This window comes from Anaerotignum propionicum (assembly GCF_024461735.1).
Classification (GTDB): domain Bacteria; phylum Bacillota; class Clostridia; order Lachnospirales; family Anaerotignaceae; genus Chakrabartyella.
Map to the genome: position 1 here is coordinate 24,793 of NZ_JANGAD010000010.1, position 18,585 is coordinate 43,377.

17 protein-coding genes are annotated in these 18,585 nt (G+C 41.5%); 16 read left to right on the forward strand and 1 reads right to left on the reverse strand.

What is annotated here, in order from left to right; all coding sequences use genetic code 11:
• The first annotated feature begins 19 nt into the window (after window positions 1-19).
• Genes NE558_RS12610 through NE558_RS12635 form a run of 6 tightly spaced genes read left to right on the forward strand, consistent with a single transcriptional unit; the run spans window position 20 to window position 5,441 of the window.
• Window positions 20-556 carry a 2-oxoacid:acceptor oxidoreductase family protein gene (locus tag NE558_RS12610; protein WP_256150473.1) on the forward strand — a complete coding sequence of 179 codons (537 nt, stop codon included), beginning with the start codon at window positions 20-22 and terminating at the stop codon, window positions 554-556.
• The gene (locus tag NE558_RS12615) at window positions 553-843 is read left to right on the forward strand and encodes a 4Fe-4S binding protein (protein WP_256150474.1); all 291 of its coding nucleotides are present in this window, start codon (window positions 553-555) and stop codon (window positions 841-843) included. Before NE558_RS12610 ends, NE558_RS12615 begins: the two co-directional genes overlap by 4 nt.
• Window positions 843-2,009, forward strand: a complete 1,167-nt coding sequence (gene porA, locus NE558_RS12620) for a pyruvate ferredoxin oxidoreductase (protein WP_305145068.1) — start codon at window positions 843-845, stop codon at window positions 2,007-2,009. Before NE558_RS12615 ends, porA begins: the two co-directional genes overlap by 1 nt.
• A complete protein-coding gene (locus NE558_RS12625; protein WP_256150475.1) occupies window positions 2,006-2,899 on the forward strand; it encodes a thiamine pyrophosphate-dependent enzyme in 894 nt (297 codons plus the stop codon). The genes porA and NE558_RS12625 overlap by 4 nt, the downstream gene beginning before the upstream one ends.
• Window positions 2,900-2,912: 13 nt before the next feature.
• Window positions 2,913-4,229 (forward strand): phenylacetate--CoA ligase family protein, encoded by a 1,317-nt coding sequence (locus NE558_RS12630; protein ID WP_256150476.1) that lies wholly within the window; start codon window positions 2,913-2,915, stop codon window positions 4,227-4,229.
• A 27-nt stretch (window positions 4,230-4,256) separates the two neighbouring features.
• The gene (locus NE558_RS12635) at window positions 4,257-5,441 is read left to right on the forward strand and encodes a pyridoxal phosphate-dependent aminotransferase (RefSeq protein ID WP_256150477.1); all 1,185 of its coding nucleotides are present in this window, start codon (window positions 4,257-4,259) and stop codon (window positions 5,439-5,441) included.
• Window positions 5,442-5,584: 143 nt separating this feature from the next.
• Here NE558_RS12635 and NE558_RS12640 read toward each other — a convergent pair whose 3' ends face one another.
• Entirely contained in the window at window positions 5,585-6,013 is a 429-nt protein-coding gene (locus NE558_RS12640; RefSeq protein WP_256150478.1) for an RrF2 family transcriptional regulator, read from the reverse strand.
• A 232-nt stretch (window positions 6,014-6,245) separates the two neighbouring features.
• On the opposite strand from NE558_RS12640, the gene cysK reads away from it, so the two are divergent.
• The 10 genes from cysK (at window position 6,246) to NE558_RS12690 (ending at window position 18,556) form a co-directional block, all read left to right on the forward strand.
• Complete coding sequence (gene cysK / locus NE558_RS12645; RefSeq protein ID WP_256150479.1) at window positions 6,246-7,178, forward strand: cysteine synthase A; 933 nt, start codon at window positions 6,246-6,248, stop codon at window positions 7,176-7,178.
• Window positions 7,179-7,398: 220 nt separating this feature from the next.
• Complete coding sequence (locus NE558_RS12650; protein ID WP_256150480.1) at window positions 7,399-8,265, forward strand: alpha/beta hydrolase family protein; 867 nt, start codon at window positions 7,399-7,401, stop codon at window positions 8,263-8,265.
• Window positions 8,266-8,484: 219 nt separating this feature from the next.
• Window positions 8,485-9,576: a tRNA 2-thiouridine(34) synthase MnmA gene (gene mnmA / locus NE558_RS12655; RefSeq protein ID WP_256150481.1), complete on the forward strand. Its 1,092-nt coding sequence runs from the start codon at window positions 8,485-8,487 to the stop codon at window positions 9,574-9,576.
• Between the two features lie 36 nt (window positions 9,577-9,612).
• Window positions 9,613-10,380 carry a tRNA threonylcarbamoyladenosine dehydratase gene (locus NE558_RS12660; RefSeq protein ID WP_256150482.1) on the forward strand — a complete coding sequence of 256 codons (768 nt, stop codon included), beginning with the start codon at window positions 9,613-9,615 and terminating at the stop codon, window positions 10,378-10,380.
• The gene (locus NE558_RS12665; RefSeq protein WP_256150483.1) at window positions 10,377-11,498 is read left to right on the forward strand and encodes a cysteine desulfurase family protein; all 1,122 of its coding nucleotides are present in this window, start codon (window positions 10,377-10,379) and stop codon (window positions 11,496-11,498) included. Before NE558_RS12660 ends, NE558_RS12665 begins: the two co-directional genes overlap by 4 nt.
• 302 nt (window positions 11,499-11,800) lie before the next feature.
• The gene (locus NE558_RS12670) at window positions 11,801-12,652 is read left to right on the forward strand and encodes a tRNA lysidine(34) synthetase (protein WP_256150484.1); all 852 of its coding nucleotides are present in this window, start codon (window positions 11,801-11,803) and stop codon (window positions 12,650-12,652) included.
• Window positions 12,653-13,111: 459 nt separating this feature from the next.
• Window positions 13,112-14,398 (forward strand): homoserine dehydrogenase, encoded by a 1,287-nt coding sequence (locus tag NE558_RS12675; protein ID WP_256150485.1) that lies wholly within the window; start codon window positions 13,112-13,114, stop codon window positions 14,396-14,398.
• Window positions 14,399-14,621: 223 nt separating this feature from the next.
• Window positions 14,622-15,476: a sigma-E processing peptidase SpoIIGA gene (locus NE558_RS12680; RefSeq protein ID WP_256150486.1), complete on the forward strand. Its 855-nt coding sequence runs from the start codon at window positions 14,622-14,624 to the stop codon at window positions 15,474-15,476.
• Window positions 15,473-16,207 (forward strand): RNA polymerase sporulation sigma factor SigE, encoded by a 735-nt coding sequence (gene sigE, locus NE558_RS12685; RefSeq protein ID WP_256150487.1) that lies wholly within the window; start codon window positions 15,473-15,475, stop codon window positions 16,205-16,207. Before NE558_RS12680 ends, sigE begins: the two co-directional genes overlap by 4 nt.
• 867 nt (window positions 16,208-17,074) lie before the next feature.
• Window positions 17,075-18,556 (forward strand): exosporium glycoprotein BclB-related protein, encoded by a 1,482-nt coding sequence (locus tag NE558_RS12690; RefSeq protein ID WP_256150488.1) that lies wholly within the window; start codon window positions 17,075-17,077, stop codon window positions 18,554-18,556.
• Window positions 18,557-18,585: the final 29 nt, after the last annotated feature.

Sequence of the window (18,585 nt, forward strand, 5' to 3'; positions counted from 1 at the left end):
AAAGAAAATGGAGGTATTAATGATGGTGAATATTCGATGGCATGGAAGGGGAGGTCAGGGTGCGTTTACTGCTGCAAGGCTTTTGGGTGCGGCATACTCCTCCCATGAAAATCAATACGCCCTTGCATTTCCTTCTTTTGGACCTGAAAGAAGAGGTGCACCCATTCAGGCTTTTACAAAATTAGATACAAAGCCTGTGGTGAACAGAAGTGAAGTGAATCAGGCAGACTATATTATTTTTCTGGATGACACCCTTTTTACAGAGGGCATTCTAAGGGAGCTTAAGGCGGATGGAAAAGTATTGCTGAATACAAAGCAAAGTTTTGATAATTCAAGAATTCTGACAATAGATGCAGACAGTATTGCCGCTGAAACATTGAAACAGCCTATCACCAATACCATTATGCTGGGTGCCTTTGCTGAAGTGTTTCAGGGCATAGGTATTCAGGACATTCAAGAGGCAATTCAGCTGCATATGCCTGCAAAGCTTCATGACAGAAATATTTTGGCAGTGCAACAGGCGGCGGCGGAAATACATAGGGAGGTAGTTCTATGAAACCCTATTTGAGAGATAAAGTGCCCACCACACTTTCAGACATCCCCGATAACACTGCATACGAAGCGGGATTTCTGGTTACAAAAAATGCGGGCTGGCGAAACATCCGACCTGTGGTTGATTTGGAGAAATGTGTTGGGTGCTTACAATGCTATTTGTACTGTCCCGACGGTGTGATTTCTAGAGAAGGAAATAAAGTTACGTTAGATTATGATTTTTGCAAAGGTTGTGGCATTTGCAAAAAGATGTGCCGTTTTGAGGCAATCGATATGGAGGTGGAAAAATAATGGCGAAGCATTTTTTATCGGGTAATGAGGCATTTGCCTATGGCATTCGTCTGGCTCGGCCACAGGTTATTTCCGCATATCCCATTACACCTCAGACCATTGTGGTGGAAAAATTATCAGAAATGGTGGAGGACAATAGCTTACAGGCGGAGTTTATTCATGTGGAATCGGAACATTCTGCACTTTCTTGTGCCATTGGGGCTTCGGCGGTGGGGGCACGTGCCTTTACGGCGACTTCTTCCCAAGGACTATTATACATGGCGGAGTGCCTAACCTATGCCGCCGGCGGACGGTTTCCTATTGTTATGATGAATGCCAACCGCTCCACAGCATTGCCTTGGAATATCTATGGAGATCAAAGGGATTCCCTTTCCCTTCTGGATTGCGGCTGGATTCAGGCTTATGCAGAGAATGCTCAGGAAAGCTTGGACTTAGCATTGATGGGCTATTACATTGCGGAACATAAGGCGGTTTCTACGCCCTTCATGGCAAATTTGGATGGCTTTGTATTGACCCACACTTATGAGGTGGTGGAGGTTCCTGAGGCTGCAGAAGCAGATTTATTTCTGCAACCATATGCAACAGAAAATAAATTAGATTTATCCAATCCCAAAAATCTGGCTTTTTCTGTAGGTCCAGACCATAACACTGCCTTTAAATATAAAGAACATTTGGGAATTTTACGAGCAAAAGAGGCAATTTCAGAAGCGGAATATAAATTTGCAAAGATTTTCGGTAGAGGATACACGGGTTTAATAGAGACCTATCAGACAGAGGATGCAGAGTATATCATAATCACACTGGGCAGTATCGCAGGCTTAGTGAGAGAAACTGTAGATAAGCTTCGTGAAAAGGGGGAAAAGGTAGGGCTTTTGCGGATACGCTATATGCGTCCATTTCCCAATGAAGAAATTGCTTCTACCGTAAAAAATGCGAAAGCAATTGGCGTTTTAGAAAAGGATATTTCCTTTGGAAATGAAGGCACGGTATTTACTAACGTAAATTCTGCATTACAAAAAGTCGGATTATCTGTTCCTTCTTCCAATTATATTGGAGGGCTAGGAGGAAGAAATATCTCAGCCCAAGAGATTGAAGGTGTTTTTGAAGCATTGAAAACAGAAAAAAGAACTGTGAGCTTTTTAGGAATGGAAGGTGAGCAACCATGAGCTTAACTGCAAAAACGTTAAATGAGGAAGAGTTTTTTTACGGACATAAAGCATGTGCCGGTTGTGGAGGAAGCTTAGCGGTTCGTATTGCGTTAAAGGTTTTGGGAGAGCATGCAATTGCAGTGCTTCCTGCGGGATGTATGTCTGCTGTGGGGTTTAATTTTCCCCAACTATGCTTTGGGAACAACGCAATGATTTCAACCTTCGCAGGAACAGCTTCTATGCTGACGGGGGTTGAGGCAGGCTTGCGAGCCCAAGGAATTACCGATTTTCATGCGGTGGGTTTCGCCGGAGACGGTGGCACTGCGGATATTGGGATTCAAGCGCTTTCAGGGGCCATTGACCGCAACGATAACATTTTATATATCTGCTATGATAACGAAGCTTATATGAACACAGGAATACAAAAAAGCTCCTTAACGCCCTTTGGTGCAAAAACAACTACCACCCCTGCAGGGAAAAATATTCGGGGCAATCTTCGACCAAAGAAAAATATGTTTGAAATTACCGCGGCTCATGGCATTGCATATGCCGCTACAGCAAGCATTGGTTTTTTGAATGATTTTATGAATAAAGTGGAAAAGGCATCAAAAATCAAAGGCACAAAATACATACATGTCATTGCACCTTGTCCCACGGGTTGGGGTACTGCTACAGATGAAACCATTGATTTCGCTAAGGAAATTGTTGAATGTGGGTTGTGGTATTTGGCTGAATATGAAAACGAGGAATTTATTTTGAATTACAAACCCACAGAATTTACAGATGTGGAGGCTTATCTTAGAAAACAAAGCCGTTTTGCGCAGCTTACGGATGAAGATATACAAAGGGTAACGGCATCTCGAGATAAAAAATGGGATTCTATTTTGAAAAATTATAAAGTGAATTAGGAGGTAAAAGGCCATGAGTGAGAAAAAATATTGGGATGAAGCGTTGGAAACATTGCCGAGGGCAGAGCTGGAAAAGCGCCAGCTAAAAGACTTAAAGGAAATTGTTCAATTTGCATATGAAAATGCACCCTATTATAAAAAAAGTTTTGACGAAGCAGGGGTGAAGCCTTCGGATATTCAGACGTTAGCCGATATTCAAAAGCTTCCGTTTATAGATAAAACGACACAGCGTGATACCCAAGGGGTAGGTTCCTTTTTGGGTGAGCTTTGCGCTGTACCAGAGGAGGAGGTTATTTTTATTTCCACGTCCTCGGGTTCTACAGGTGTTCCAACCATGAGCCCCTTTACAAAAAAAGATTTTGATGAATTTCAGGATGCGGAAAGCCGTTGGTTTTGGCAAATCGGCATGAGGCCAAAGGATCGCTATGTTCATGCTTTAAATTTTTCCCTCTATGTTGGGGGGCCTGATGTCATTGGTGCCCAGAACCTTGGTGCGTTATGTATTTGGGGAGGAACACTGCCCAGTGAACGTTTGTTATATGTTTTGAAAACCTATCAGCCTACCATTATATGGACTAGTCCTTCCTATGCATGGCATTTGGGGGAAACAGCAATCAAAAACGGCATTGATCCCAAAAAGGATTTGGCAATTGAAAAAATCATCGTAGCAGGAGAGCTTGGCGGTTCCATTGATTCCACAAGGAAAGCCATTGAAGATTTATGGGGGGCAGAGGTTTTTGATTTCTATGGGCTTTCGGATATTTTCGGTGCATGTGCCGCAATGTGCGAGGCAAAGGATGGCTTACATATCGCTGAGGATCATATTTTGGTGGAAACGATTGACCTTAAAACAGGTGAAATATTACCTTCAGGAGAAGTGGGTGAGCTGGTTTATACCACTTTGCGCAAGCACGCAAGACCACTTTTGCGTTTCCGCACTGGTGATATTGGTTGGATTGACAATACACCTTGTTCATGCGGTCGTACCCACGGCAGAATCCATATTAACGGAAGAAAGGATGATATGTTTATTGTTTCTGCGGTAAACGTTTTCCCCAGTGACATTGAGGCTGTGATTCGAGATATAAAAGGTATCACAGGAGAGTATCTTGTGCGCATTTTTGAGAAAGACTATACTTGCAAGTATTCTGTGGAGATTGAGCGCAACGCAGATAATACTGAGCCTGATGAAAGGATCGAAGCCTTGGTTTCCGATGCTTTAAAGGCAAGGATTGGTGTTAAACCTTCCAGCGTAAAAGTCCATCCCGATGGAGGATTAAACACCCGCTCGGAGCATAAATCAAAGCGTATTATTGATGAACGTAACTAGGAGTATCTTATTTAAGGAGATGGAACTATGCCGCAACTTTCAAAAAGAACAGAAACCTTTACCGATTCTGTCATTCGCAGAATGACTAGAGTTTCAATGAAATATAATGCAGTAAATTTATCTCAGGGCTTTCCTGATTTTGATCCACCCAAGGAAATTTTAGCCCGTTTGGCTGAAGTGTCAAATGAGGATTTTCATCAATATTCCATTACATGGGGGGCGCAAAATTTTAGAGAAGCTTTGGCAGTGAAACAGTCAAGATTGATGGGACGAAACATTGATCCCAATGGAGAAATTGTAGTTACCTGCGGTAGTACGGAGGCCATGATGGTTGCCATGATGACCGTGGCAAACCCAGGGGATAAAGTAATTGTATTTTCGCCCTTTTACGAAAATTATGGTGCTGATACCATTCTTTGTGGAGCAGAACCTATTTATGTACCTCTATATCCCCCTGAATTTAACTTTAACCCCGATGAATTGGAAGCGGCATTCAAGCAAAAGCCAAAGGCACTGATTCTTTGCAATCCTTCCAACCCTTGTGGCAAGGTGTTTACCTATAATGAACTGAAAATCATTGCTGATTTTGCGGAAAAGTATGATGCCTTTGTTATTACCGATGAAGTTTATGAACACATTGTTTACGAACCATTCAAGCATGTTTATTTTGCTTCATTGCCAAGAATGTGGGAACGAACCATTTCCTGCAGCTCATTATCAAAAACCTATTCTATCACGGGCTGGCGCTTAGGTTATATCATTGCACCCCCTGAGATTATTGATGTGGCAAAAAAAGTCCACGACTTTTTAACGGTAGGTGCGGCGGCCCCCTTACAGGAAGCGGCAGTCACAGGATTAAAATTTGGAGATGGGTATTATGAAAAGCTTCGAGGGATTTATACGGCAAAGAAAAACCTGTTTATGAAGGGCTTGGATGATTTGGGTATTATCCATACCAATCCCCAAGGGGCATACTATGTTTTGCTTGATATTTCCGAATTTGGGTTTGAGAGCGACTTAGAGTTTTGTGAGGTTTTGGCAGAAAAGGTGGGCATTGGGGCTGTTCCCGGCTCCAGCTTTTTTAGAGAAAATGTAAATCATTTGGTGCGTCTACATTTTGCTAAAAAAGAAGATACATTGAATGAAGCTTTAAATAGATTGGCATACTTGCGGAAAAAAATCACACCCAAAAAGCAATTGTTAAAATTGTAAGTTCTGAATGTGGCACTGTTTTGTGTTTCACATAGGCATAAAGAAAAGACATGGTTCTTACAGGGAGGAACCATGTCTTTTCTAATTTAACATTTGTAGAGCTTCTGTAGAATGAGAAAGCATTTTTCTTTTTTCAAATGGATTTAGATAATATAGTTATCTCCCGGTTGATAAGAAGCCATTAAATCAGCAATGGTAATTCCGTCTAGATATTCGGAAATCAGCTTATCTAACCCTTGCCACATGGAAAGAGTGCGGCAATCATGAACACGGGTGCACTGCTCAGATTTTTCATTCAAGCAGGCAACTGGAGCAAGGCTCCCCTCCGTCAATCGCAAAATACTCCCCACTGTATAGGCATCTGGGGTTTTGCTTAGGCGATAACCCCCACCTTTTCCTCTTTGACCGATTAAAAATTTTTCACGCACCAAGGATTTTAGAATAATCTCTAAATATTTTTCAGAGATTTCCTGCCTTTCGGCAATTTCCTTTAAAGGAATGTAATCTCCCGGGTGTTCTGCTAAGTCTATCATAACGCGTAATGCATATCTTCCTTTTGTTGAAATCATCATAAAAATCCCTCCAAGCTTAAACCTATTATATAATAGGGTAAATAGGAAAGCAAACAAAATATTTATGAAAAAACTCTATTTCCTATTGACAAATTAGAAAAGAAAGCATATTATACCTATAAACCTACTTAGTTTATAGGGTAAAAGAAAAAGCGTTGCCTTATCTGTGTAATGAAAATGATATAAGGTGACATGATAATAATAAGAGTGATTATGAATGGAGGAATTTATTATGAGTAAAATTTACACTTCTGCAGATCAATTGGTAGGAAAGACACCGTTATTGGAACTGACCCATATTGAAAAGGAATACGCACTGGAAGCTAAAATTCTTGCGAAATTAGAATACTTCAATCCCGCCGGTTCAGTAAAGGATAGAATTGCAAAAAGCATGTTAGACGATGCAGAACAAAGAGGGATTTTAAAGCCTGATTCTGTGATTATTGAACCAACTTCAGGTAACACAGGCATTGGCTTGGCGGCAATTGCTGCGGCAAAGGGATATAGAATTATTATCGTAATGCCTGAAACGATGAGCGTAGAACGTCGCCAACTGATGAAAGCCTATGGCGCGGAGCTGGTTTTGACTGATGGTGCAAAAGGCATGAAGGGTGCCATTGCCAAGGCGGAGGAGCTGTCTCAGGAGATCCCTAACAGTTTTGTTCCGGGACAGTTTGTAAACCCTGCAAACCCCGCTGTTCATGAGGCAACAACAGGCCCTGAGATTTGGGATGATACCGATGGAAATGTGGACATTTTTGTAGCAGGTGTCGGCACAGGTGGTACAGTTACGGGAGTAGGCTCCTATTTGAAAGGAAAGAATGCAGAGATTAAAGTGGTTGCTGTAGAGCCCGCCGCTTCTCCTGTTTTAAGTAAGGGTACCCCCGGTGTTCACAAAATTCAAGGAATTGGCGCAGGTTTTGTACCTGATGTTTTGAATACAGAAATTTATGATGAAATTATTCCTGTTGAAAACGAAGATGCTTTTGCAACAGGAAAGCAAATTGGTCGTGCGGAGGGTGTCTTGGTTGGCATTTCCTCAGGGGCTGCTTTGTGGGCAGCGATTCAGCTGGCAAAGCGTCCTGAAAACAAGGGCAAAACCATTGTTGCATTGTTGCCTGATACAGGAGAGCGTTACCTTTCCACACCTATGTTTGCGGATTAATTTAACACAAAATGTAAGTCATATAAATGTTTTTCGTCCATTGACAAGGTAGAATTGACGTGCTAAGATTACCAATAAACATAGTATGAAAATGGTAGCCTGGCATAAAAAGACTGAGTGAAAACACGGAATTTAGATTTGCATTAGAATCTTAATTTCCACTTTAAAACAAAGGAAAAGAGTGTATTAGCAAGTAGAAAATACAAGTGGGGGGGTCTCTATGAAATCATTAATCAATTATGGTGAAATTCATTATGGTGATGTGCCAAACCGTCCTAACCAAATAGGTATTATCATTCCCGGCCCTCGTGGTAAGCTTTTGGCTACATTATATACCTCCGGAGGCAAGGGACCTCACCCACTGATTCTTTTATTCCATGGAATACCAGGAAATGAGCAAAATTTAGATATTGCTCAGGCTCTTCGCCGAGAAGGATTTCATGTGCTGACCTTTCATTACAGCGGAAGTTGGGGCAGTGATGGAGAATACTCTCTGATAAATAATTTGGAGGATGCAGAAACGGTATTGGATTTTGCATTGAAGGATAAATACTATGGTATAGATAGAAGTCGTATTTACGCCATTGGTCATAGCTTAGGGGGTTTTGTCTGCGGACAGTTAAGCGCAAAACGAAAGGAAATTGCCGCTTGTGCTTTGCTAATGCCTTGTGATATCGGAAGGTTTTTCCGAATCAAAGAGGAGGATACTGTGGCAGGTAGAATTTTATATCAAATTTTAGAAGAAAGTGCTTTGTGGCTGCATGGTGCAAAAGTAGAACTTTTCTTAGAAGAAATAAAACAAAATCATTCTATTTTCCCCCTAGAAGCTGTGGCGTTGCAGTTGGCAAAGAAGCCTGTTTTATGCGTAGAAGCCTTACTGGATATTCATACGCCACCTAAGCACCATTGCCATCCTTTAGAAAACGGAATTCTTGCAGCAGGAGGCACACAGTTACGGGTGCATGCATTACAAACGGATCACTGTGCGGCGGACTATCGTTTGGAGCTGATTCGTATTGTGACGGACTACTTTTGGGAAGTTACTTCTGAAAAAGAGCTTACCCTTAGCCAAAAAGAAATTATATAACAGTGAAAGAGGAATCAAATACCATTCATTTGTGGTTTCATAAATAATAGTATTTCTCCGATTAATAAGGTCAATTGCTTTTCAATTTTTGATGGCAATTGACCATGTTTGCGTTTATAAAAAGAAAAATAGTTGTTTTGTTTTCGGGTACATTAAGAATATCTCAATTGGAATTTTATTGTATGCCATAGAGAATGAAAAGATTGCGGGGATAAAAAAATGGATAATAAACGTGCTTTGATTGCCATGAGCGGTGGTGTGGACAGCTCCATTGCCGCCTACTTTATGAAGAAAAATGGATACTACTGCGAGGGAACGACAATGCGCCTATACCGTAATGAGGATATTGGTCGTTGTGATTTTCGCACCTGCTGCTCGCAGAAGGATATTGATGATGCCAGCGAAGTGGCATTTCAGCTGGACATGCCCTATGAGGTTCTGGACTTTACCATGGATTTTCGAGAAAAAATCATAGAGAAGTTTATTCGTATTTATGAACATGGCGGAACACCCAATCCCTGTATTGACTGCAATCGTTATATGAAGTTTGATAAGCTTTTGAATTTTGCCCAAGAGAAGAACTTAAACTATGTTGTAACGGGGCATTATGCAAGAATTGAACAAGATGAGACAACGGGACGATATTTATTGAAAAAAGCATTGGATGATACCAAAGATCAAAGCTATGCTCTTTATACAATGACCCAAAGTCAGCTGGCTCACACTCTGTTTCCCTTAGGAAGCTTACGAAAAAAAGAGGTGCGGGTGTTGGCGGATGAACTGCATTTTGTCAATGCCAGAAAGCATGATAGTCAGGACATTTGCTTCGTTCCCGATGGGGACTACACAAAATTTATGGAGGAATATACAGGCAGACAGTACCCGCCCGGAGACTTTCTGGATCATAAGGGAAATGTCGTTGGAAAACATAGCGGAGCAGTGCGCTATACCTTAGGCCAAAGGAAAGGTTTGGGCTTGGCTATGGGCGAGCCTGTTTATGTTTGTGGGAAGTCTATGGAAAAGAATACTGTTACGGTGGGGCCTGAAGCTGCGCTGTATACCAAGGTCCTGCTTGCTGATGATATGAACTGGATTGCCTTTGAGAACTTGGATAAGCCTATGCGGTTTCAGGGAAAAACCCGTTATCGCCAACAGGAACAATGGGCTACGGTCTCTCCGTTGCAAAATGGACAGGTGCGGGTGGAATTTGATACCTCTCAGCGGGCGATTACCCCGGGGCAAGCCTTGGTTCTATATGATGGAGATGTGGTAGTAGGTGGGGGAACAATCTCAGGAGTTTTACCTGAATAATATAGACTGGATACTGATAAAGGAGAAATACAGAAAATGCTGAACCAATTTTCAAGAACCCAACTGCTCATTGGAGAAGAAGGGATCAATCGTTTAAGTCAAGCCCGAGTAGCCGTTTTCGGCATTGGTGGTGTTGGTGGATATACAGTAGAGGCTCTTGCCAGAAGCGGCGTAGGCACCTTTGATTTGGTAGATGATGATAAGGTATGCCTGACAAATCTGAATCGTCAAATTATTGCAACACGCAGCACCGTTGGGCAATATAAGGTTGATGTAGCGAAACAGAGGATATTGGATATTAACCCCGACGCGGTTGTCAATATTTATAAAACCTTTTATGGCCCTCAGACTGCAGGAGAATTTGATTTTTCAAGCTTTGATTATGTTGTGGATGCCATTGATACAGTTAGTGGAAAGATTGAGCTGGTGATGCAGGCAAATCAGGCACGGGTGCCTATCATTAGTTGTATGGGGGCGGGGAATAAAATGGATGCTTCTGCTTTTCAGGTGACTGATATTTATAAAACATCAGTATGTCCCTTGGCACGAGTGATGCGCCATGAGCTGAAAAAGCGCAGGGTTAAAAAGCTGAAAGTAGTGTACTCAAAGGAATTGCCCATTACCCCTATAGAGGATATGGCAATCAGCTGTCGCACCCATTGCATTTGTCCGGCGGGTACAGCAAGAAAGTGTACCCAACGCAGGCAAGTGCCGGGAAGTAATGCCTTTGTTCCTGCTGCTGCAGGGTTAATACTTGCCGGTGAAGTGGTGAAGGACTTATCAAAATATGGAGGAGACTTATGATATATTTAGATTATTCGGCAAATACTCCTGTTGCACCTAAGGTATTGGAACGTTTTGTACAGGTTGAACAAGAATTTATGGGGAACCCCAATTCCACCCATCAAATAGGTAGAGCCGCCCAAGAGGAAATGGCAAAGGTTACGGAGAGCATAGCCCAGTTATTAAAGGTGAATCCTGCGGAAATCATTTATACCTCTGGTGCCAGCGAAGCAAATAATTTGGCAATCAAAGGCATTGCACGTTCATCTCGTCATATTGGTAAGCATATAATTTCCACGCCCCTGGAACATTCTTCGGTAAGTGGTTGTCTCACTGCCTTGCAGGAGCAGGGATATGAAATAGATTTGCTTGGGCTTGAAAAGGATGGTACTGTCAATTTAAAGGAACTGGAAGAATTATTAAGAAAAGATACTATTTTGGTGGCAATCTGCGGTGTAGACAGCGAGTTGGGCTGTGTTCAACCCATACCCCAAATTATAGAATTACTAAAAGCGTATCCCAATTGCCGCCTTCATGTGGATGCAACACAATCCATAGGAAAGACGGAGGTTTCCTTTCAAGGTATTGATACTATGAGCTTTACAGGGCATAAATTTTACGGCTTAAATGGCTGTGGAGTGTTGCTGAAACGGAAGAATCTTGTGATTGAGCCTTTGATTCATGGCGGAGCAAGCACTACTATTTATCGAAGTGGTACTCCTACTTTGGCCCTTGCTGCCGCAACGGAGACAGCCCTTAGACTATCTTTAGAGGAACAAAATAATCAATATAAAGTGGTGGAAGGACTGAATGAGAAGTTGCGCAAGGCTTTAATGGCTTATCCTGTTGTTCGAATAAATAGCCCTGGAAATGCAGTTCCGCATATTTTAAATTTGAGCGTGTACGGTGTAAAGGGAACTGTTTTTCAGAGAGTGTTGGATGAAAAGGGCATTTGTGTATCGGTGAAATCTGCTTGTTCTGCTGATGGACAGCCTTCCCGACCAGTATTTGCGGTGAGTCAGGACAGAAAAAATGCTTTATCCTCTTGGAGAATTAGCTTGAGTCATTTAACCACTCAAGGAGAGATACAAGAATTTTTAAAAATATTTGATGAATGCTACAAAGAGCTTGTGAAATAAATTCAATGAGTTTGAAAGGAAATATTTTTAAGTTCTGAAAATTTGGGAAAACGTAAGAAATAGATAAATTGGGTATAAGCTTTCAGACTGAAGACAAACCTTGGGCGTTGCCCAAACCCACTTGCTTGTTGAAAAAAGCAAGACTAAGAACTTTTGTTAAAATCGCATATTCATGAGGTTTTAGATGGGTCAATGGGTGAAACCTTTGTAGGTGTATGAGGACAAAACTCTCGTGATTTTTACTTTGTCTACAACCTGAAGCTTTATTTAGATTTAATATAATTGGAATAGGGGAATATAGGATGGGAAGGGAATTAAAACCGCATCAAATGATAGAACGCAGCATCGTAAAAAAATATCGAAAAGAAATATGGAATCCTTTTATTAAGGCAGTAAAGCAGTATGAATTGATTCAATCGGGAGACAAAATTGCTGTTTGTATTTCCGGTGGGAAGGATTCTATGCTGATGGCTAAGCTTTTGCAAGAGCTCCAGCGCCATAGTGAGGTACCTTTTGAATTAATTTTTTTGGTAATGGATCCGGGATATAATGAAATAAATAGACAAAAAATTGAAAGCAATGCCGCGCTCCTTCATATCCCTATTACAGTTTTTGAAACAAATATTTTTGAGATTGCCAATAATACAGAGGAATCTCCCTGTTATTTGTGTGCACGTATGCGCAGAGGGCACCTATATAATAAAGCAAAGATTTTGGGGTGTAACAAGATTGCTTTGGGACATCATTTTAATGATGTGATTGAAACTACGGTAATGGGGATGTTTTATGGGTCTCAGCTACAAGCGATGCTACCCAAACTTCACAGTAAAAACTTTGAGGGTATGGAGCTGATTCGTCCAATGTACTGCATTGGTGAAGAGAGTATTTTAAGCTGGAAACGATATAATGATTTGGAATTTATTCAATGTGCCTGCCGTTTTACTGAAAATTGTACTATGTGTGATAATGGCGGCGGAGGCTCCAAGCGAGAAGAGGTGAAAATTCTTCTCCGCAGACTGAAACGGGATAATCCAAACATTGAAAAAAGTATTTTTAACAGCATTCACTCCGTCTCCTTAGATACTATGGTGGGCTATAAGGCAAAAGGTGTTTATCATTCATTTTTAGACAACTATGAGTCTGAGGAAATATAAAAGACTCGCATAATAGATTTTGCAATAAAAAAGTGATGTTAATAATGCAATAACTTCTAGAACGAAGTGCTCAATAAATATGGGTACTTCGTTTTTTTCATGATAGGCATCTAAATATTAGTTGTTTAGAAAAGTGGTTTCATTTGTAATGTTTTTCTAATTAAGAGAAATCAGAGTATTATCATGTCTCATTTGTATGAAAAGCTAAGGGATATATAGAAGAACCCTAGACTTTTGTATATTTTAGAACAAATGAACACCGGAGGATTCATTTTTATTTAAATATCTATAGAAAAAAGACATTATATACAAAAATGTTTTCCTGACAAGGAAAAATGTTTTTGAAAAAAAGACATCTTTTTATTGACATATGCTCTCTTCCTGCGTACAATCTTAATATCAGTCATAATTTGACAGTGCATATCAAAAGCGAAATACTTAATTTGGAGGAAGAATAGCATGATACAAAATATTCGTAAGGTTGCCCTTTTAGGAATGGGAACCGTTGGCGGCGGTGTATATAAGATTATTGAAAAACAGAAGAACGAACTGGTCTATAAAATCGGAGCTGAATTAGAGATTTCAAAAGTATTGGTTCGGAACAAAGGGAAATATGCAAATCTGGTTGCACCGGAAAAGCTGACAGACCAGTGGAGGGATATCATTGAGGATGACAGTATTGAAATTGTTGTTGAGGTGATGGGCGGTATAGAACCTGCTGCCACATATATTAAGGAAGCTTTGCAAAAAGGCAAGCATGTTGTAACGGCCAATAAGGACCTGATTGCTGTGCAGGGACATGAGATGTTGGAGCTTGCCAAAACAAACCATTGTGACTTATTGTTTGAGGCGGCTGTTGCAGGGGGGATACCAATAATAAGACCACTGAATCAGTGTTTAGCCGGTAATGAAATAACAGAGGTAATGGGAATCATCAATGGCACAACGAATTTTATTCTGACCAAAATGAGCGAAGAAGGGATGGACTTTGCAGAAGCCCTCCAATTGGCGACAGATTTAGGCTACGCAGAGGCTGACCCAACTGCAGATATTGAGGGACATGATGCAGGCAGAAAGCTTGCCATTTTGGCATCCCTTGCGTTTAATTCCCCTGTAACATTTCAGAATGTATATACAGAGGGTATTTCTAAAATTTCCGCCAAGGATATCCGTTATGCCCATGAGCTTGGTTGCGAAATTAAGCTGTTAGGGATTGCGAAGAATACAGAAGATGGCATTGAGGTAAAGGTTCATCCTACCATGATTCCTCAAAATCATCCTTTGGCGTCCGTCAATGATTCTTATAATGCGGTATTTATTCATGGTGATGCTGTGGGAGATGCTATGTTTTACGGCCGTGGGGCGGGAGAACTGCCTACAGGAAGTGCCGTTGTTGGTGATATTTTGGATGTTGCAAGAAACATTCAGTTTCATTGTACTGGACGAATTGGCAGCAGTTGTTATAAAAATATCCCCATTAAAGATATTAAAGAAACAAAAAGCAGTTATTATGTGCGCATGAAGCTTGAAGACAGAGCCGGTACATTAGCTGCCTTGGCAGGAGTGTTTGGCAGTAATAATGTGAGCATATCCATGCTATTACAAAAAACAAAGGATGAAAAAACAGCAGATGTGGTAATTGTTACCTATGATGTTTTAGAAAAACAATTTATGGATTCCATCATTGTCATCTCCAACATGTCAATGGTAAAAGAAATATCTTCTATTATTCGTGTTTATCATTAAGATTTGTTTATTGTGAATCCAAGGAAAACAAGAATTATGAATCGTTTTTAAATATAGGATTTGGTCAGTTTTGGGACTGGCATTTCTTATTATTTTATAATCATATAGAAAGAATGGAGAGTCGAAGTCAGTCGAACTCTGCCATTCTTTTTTTTGGCATTTTCAGTAAATATGACAGACTTCGCATTAAAACATGCCTATAATTTGTTTCAGGAGGGAAGGAATGGAGGCTTCAGTTTATATTGATGTGGTGTTTTTTTGGGAATGGATTATGGACTTATTTCTGCTTTATGCGGCAGGGCGGATTAGCGGTTTTCGAGCCAAGAAATGGCGGCTCTTTGTAGGTGCATTGTTGTCTGCTTTATGTCATTGTTTGCTGTTGGTATTCTTGTTTCCGAATAATGGCGGCATTTTTTTATCTTTTGCATTACTAATCCTTGGACTTGGGGTGGCATATTTTCCGAAAAGCCCAAAAAATTTTATCAGGCTTTTTTTAACGGCTCTATTTGCATCCTTTTTGCTGGGGGGCGGTTTGAATGTGCTTTTTACAGTTACCCAAGCGCAAAGGGCATTGGGAAGCGGATTGATTCTACGGCAAAGGTTTTTTCCCTGGCAATATTTAATATGGGGAATTGCAGTGAGTTACATATTATTAAAAATCGGCGGCAATTGGATAGAAAATCATATCCGAAGGCGAAGAGATTTTTGCACAGTGTATATACGTAAAAATAGCAAATGGGTAGAAGGTCGTGTACTCATTGATACGGGAAACGGGCTGAAAAAAAATGGCAAAGGAGTCATTGTAATGGAATTAAGTACCGTTCTTCCATTATTTTCTGCAGAAGAGGGCGAAAAGCTAATTTGTGGTGAGCGAGAGAATCTTGAACCAATGCATTACACCAGTTTAGGAAATCCTGAAGGAGCATTGTGGGGCTTTCTTGCAGATGAATGCAAAATTTGTTTTGGTGAAAAAACAATAAGTTATCACGAGCTGTATATAGGAATTTCCTTTGATTTTTTTAAAGGGGGGTATGAAGGCTTGATTCCCCCTTGCTTGCTGGAGGAGGACGATTTATGAGGCAATGGAAGTATTTCCTGTTTTTAGTGAAGTATCACGCAGGGTTGATGCTGCGCAAATTACGCAGAAAAGGGCAAGAGGTATTTTACATAGGGGGAAGTGACGTTTTTCCGCCTCCCCTTAAGCCGGATGAGGAAGCAATTTTATTGGATCAGCTTGGCGGTGAGGATGAGGTAAGGGTAAAATCGGTATTGATTGAGCGAAATTTACGCTTGGTTGTTTATATCGCAAGAAAGTTTGAAAATACAGGCGTAAATGTAGAGGACTTAATATCTATTGGTACCATTGGGTTGATAAAAGCTATCAATACATTTAATCCTGAGAAGAAAATAAAATTAGCTACCTATGCATCCAGATGCATTGAAAATGAAATATTAATGTATTTGAGGCGAAACAGTAAAACCAAATCTGAGGTTTCCATAGACGAACCTTTGAATGTTGACTGGGAAGGAAACGAATTGCTCCTTTCTGACATTCTTGGGACAGAAGGAGACGTCATTTACAAAAACATTGAGGAAGAAGTAGACAGGGAGCTATTAAATAATGCAATGGATAAACTTTCTTGCAGAGAGAGAAAAATTGTGGAAATGCGGTTTGGCATTCTACCTGAAACAACAGAAAAAACCCAAAAGGAGGTGGCGGACATTCTTGGGATTTCTCAATCGTATATTTCAAGATTGGAAAAGAAAATCATCGGCAGATTAAAAAAAGAGATTAATAAAATGATGTGAGGTTATTTTATTGTGTAAAAAAATTAAGCTGCAAATATCCTTACGGAAAAAATAAGACACTCTTCATGAAAAAAGGGTGTCTTATTTTTTTTGCGTCCATAAAAAAGGAAAATGAAATTACGTATAAGCTCAATAGAGTATTTCGGCTTACTTACACGTTTTCTCTTCCCACTTTAAGAAATTATAAAAGGAATTGCAGATACAACCATGATTTTTACTCAATTTGTCACCTAGCATGTCAGACCTACATATTATGTTGTAGAGCTTGCAGTACCTTTAAACAAACAATGAAAAGATAAAGAGAGGTGAAACGGGTACTGTATTTTTAGCTTGCGGAAGGAAATCTTTGGGAAGGTCACCAATGCCCATGGATTATATTTTCGGAGTTATGATTTTTCTATAGAATTTTCTTTCACAAAGAAATCTATTACGGTAACTGTTTCGAAAATGGCAAGCTATCCAGTGCATTTAGGAGTAAAAAATAGGTATTTAAAAAAGCTTTGTGCTGGAAATCTAACAAATGAAAAGTTTGAGAAAAACAGTATAGAAGTAGCTGAGTTTTTATAACATGAAGCTTTTCTATGTCAATGCAATTCGAAGAATACAATTTAATAATGAGATGAAAAAGTCCAAGCTACCAATTCTCTTATTCAAAAAACAATAACATAAAATCATTCATAAACGTGTTCAGGGGTCTTTATTAAAACAAGGGCGATAAATTCAAATAATCAAAATGGGATTTTTTAAATGAGGTCGTTTAATAGTTAGGCATACTTTTTCATTTGCAACAAAATAATTTGCAAGGGCTTGAAAGCAAGAGGTTTTTGATATTAAGTCACTTATTAATTTATTAAAGGAGGAAAAGAAATGAGTTATGATTACAACAATAATTATGATATGAATGATTTACGCGGTATTAACTTCGACAACGATTGCGACAACGATTGCAGAGGGAATTCCAATAGCAATTGTTGCTGTCGTGGACCACGAGGCCCTCGTGGCCCTGAAGGTCCTCGTGGCCCTCGTGGTCCTCAGGGTCCTCAAGGTCCTCAAGGCCCACAAGGTCCAACTGGTGCAACTGGCGCAACTGGTGCAACAGGTCCCCAGGGTCCTGCCGGTGATATTGGTCCCGTAGGCCCTCAGGGCGCAGCAGGCCCCGCAGGCGCACAGGGTCCCGCAGGTCCCGCAGGTGCACAAGGCCCCGCAGGAGCAACAGGCCCCGCAGGTCCTCAGGGTGAAGTAGGAGCAACAGGAGCAACCGGAGCAACAGGTGCAACAGGAGCAACAGGAGCGACAGGTGCAACAGGTCCCGCAGGCCCTCAGGGTGAGCAAGGTCCCGCAGGTGCAACCGGAGCAACCGGAGCAACAGGTGCACAAGGTCCCGCAGGCGCAACAGGCCCCGCAGGCCCTCAGGGTGAAGCTGGTCCTGCAGGCGATACAGGAGCAACAGGCGCAACAGGTGCACAGGGTCCCGCAGGCGCAACAGGTCCCGCAGGTCCTCAGGGCGAACAAGGCCCCGCAGGAGCAACAGGAGCAACAGGAGCAACAGGCGCAACAGGTGCAACAGGCCCCGCAGGCGCAACAGGTCCCGCAGGCCCACAGGGTGAACAAGGCCCCGCAGGCGCAACAGGAGCAACAGGCGCAACAGGCGCAACAGGTCCTGCAGGTGCAGCAGGTGCAGCAGGTCCCGCAGGTCCCCAGGGTGAAGCAGGCCCCGCAGGCCCACAGGGCGAACCAGGTCCCGCAGGCGCACAGGGTCCCGCAGGTGTAGCAGGCCCCGCAGGTCCCCAGGGTGAAGCAGGCCCCGCAGGTCCACAGGGTCCCGCAGGTCCGGCAGGCGCAGGCGCAATTATTCCATTTGCATCAGGAACACCGGCTGCTTTGACCACAGTACTCGGCGGAGTGCTTAATACTTCCAGCGCAATTGGTTTTGGCATTAATGCGCCTGGTATTACAGCTGGCGCCGGAACAATTGACTTAACTGGCTTAACAAACTTAGCATTCTCTGTACCAAGAGAGGGCACCATCACATCTTTGGCAGCATACTTCAGTATCAGTACAGCACTTACACTGGTTGGCTCTACTGTAACAGTTACTGCTCAGCTTTACGCATCGGCTACACCGGATGATACCTTTGTTGAGGTTCCTGGTGCAACAGTTACACTTGCTCCTGCATTAACAGGAATCGTTGCTATTGGTACTGTTCTCAGTGGTGTTACAACTGGTTTAAGCATTCCTGTAACAGCAGGAACTAGATTACTTCTGGTATTCTCTGCTGATGTAACGGCAGGTATTGATATTGCAACTGCTATTGCTGGTTATGCTAGTGCTGGTCTTGGTATCTCTTAATACAAACTTCAGTAACTTTGCTTATTCTT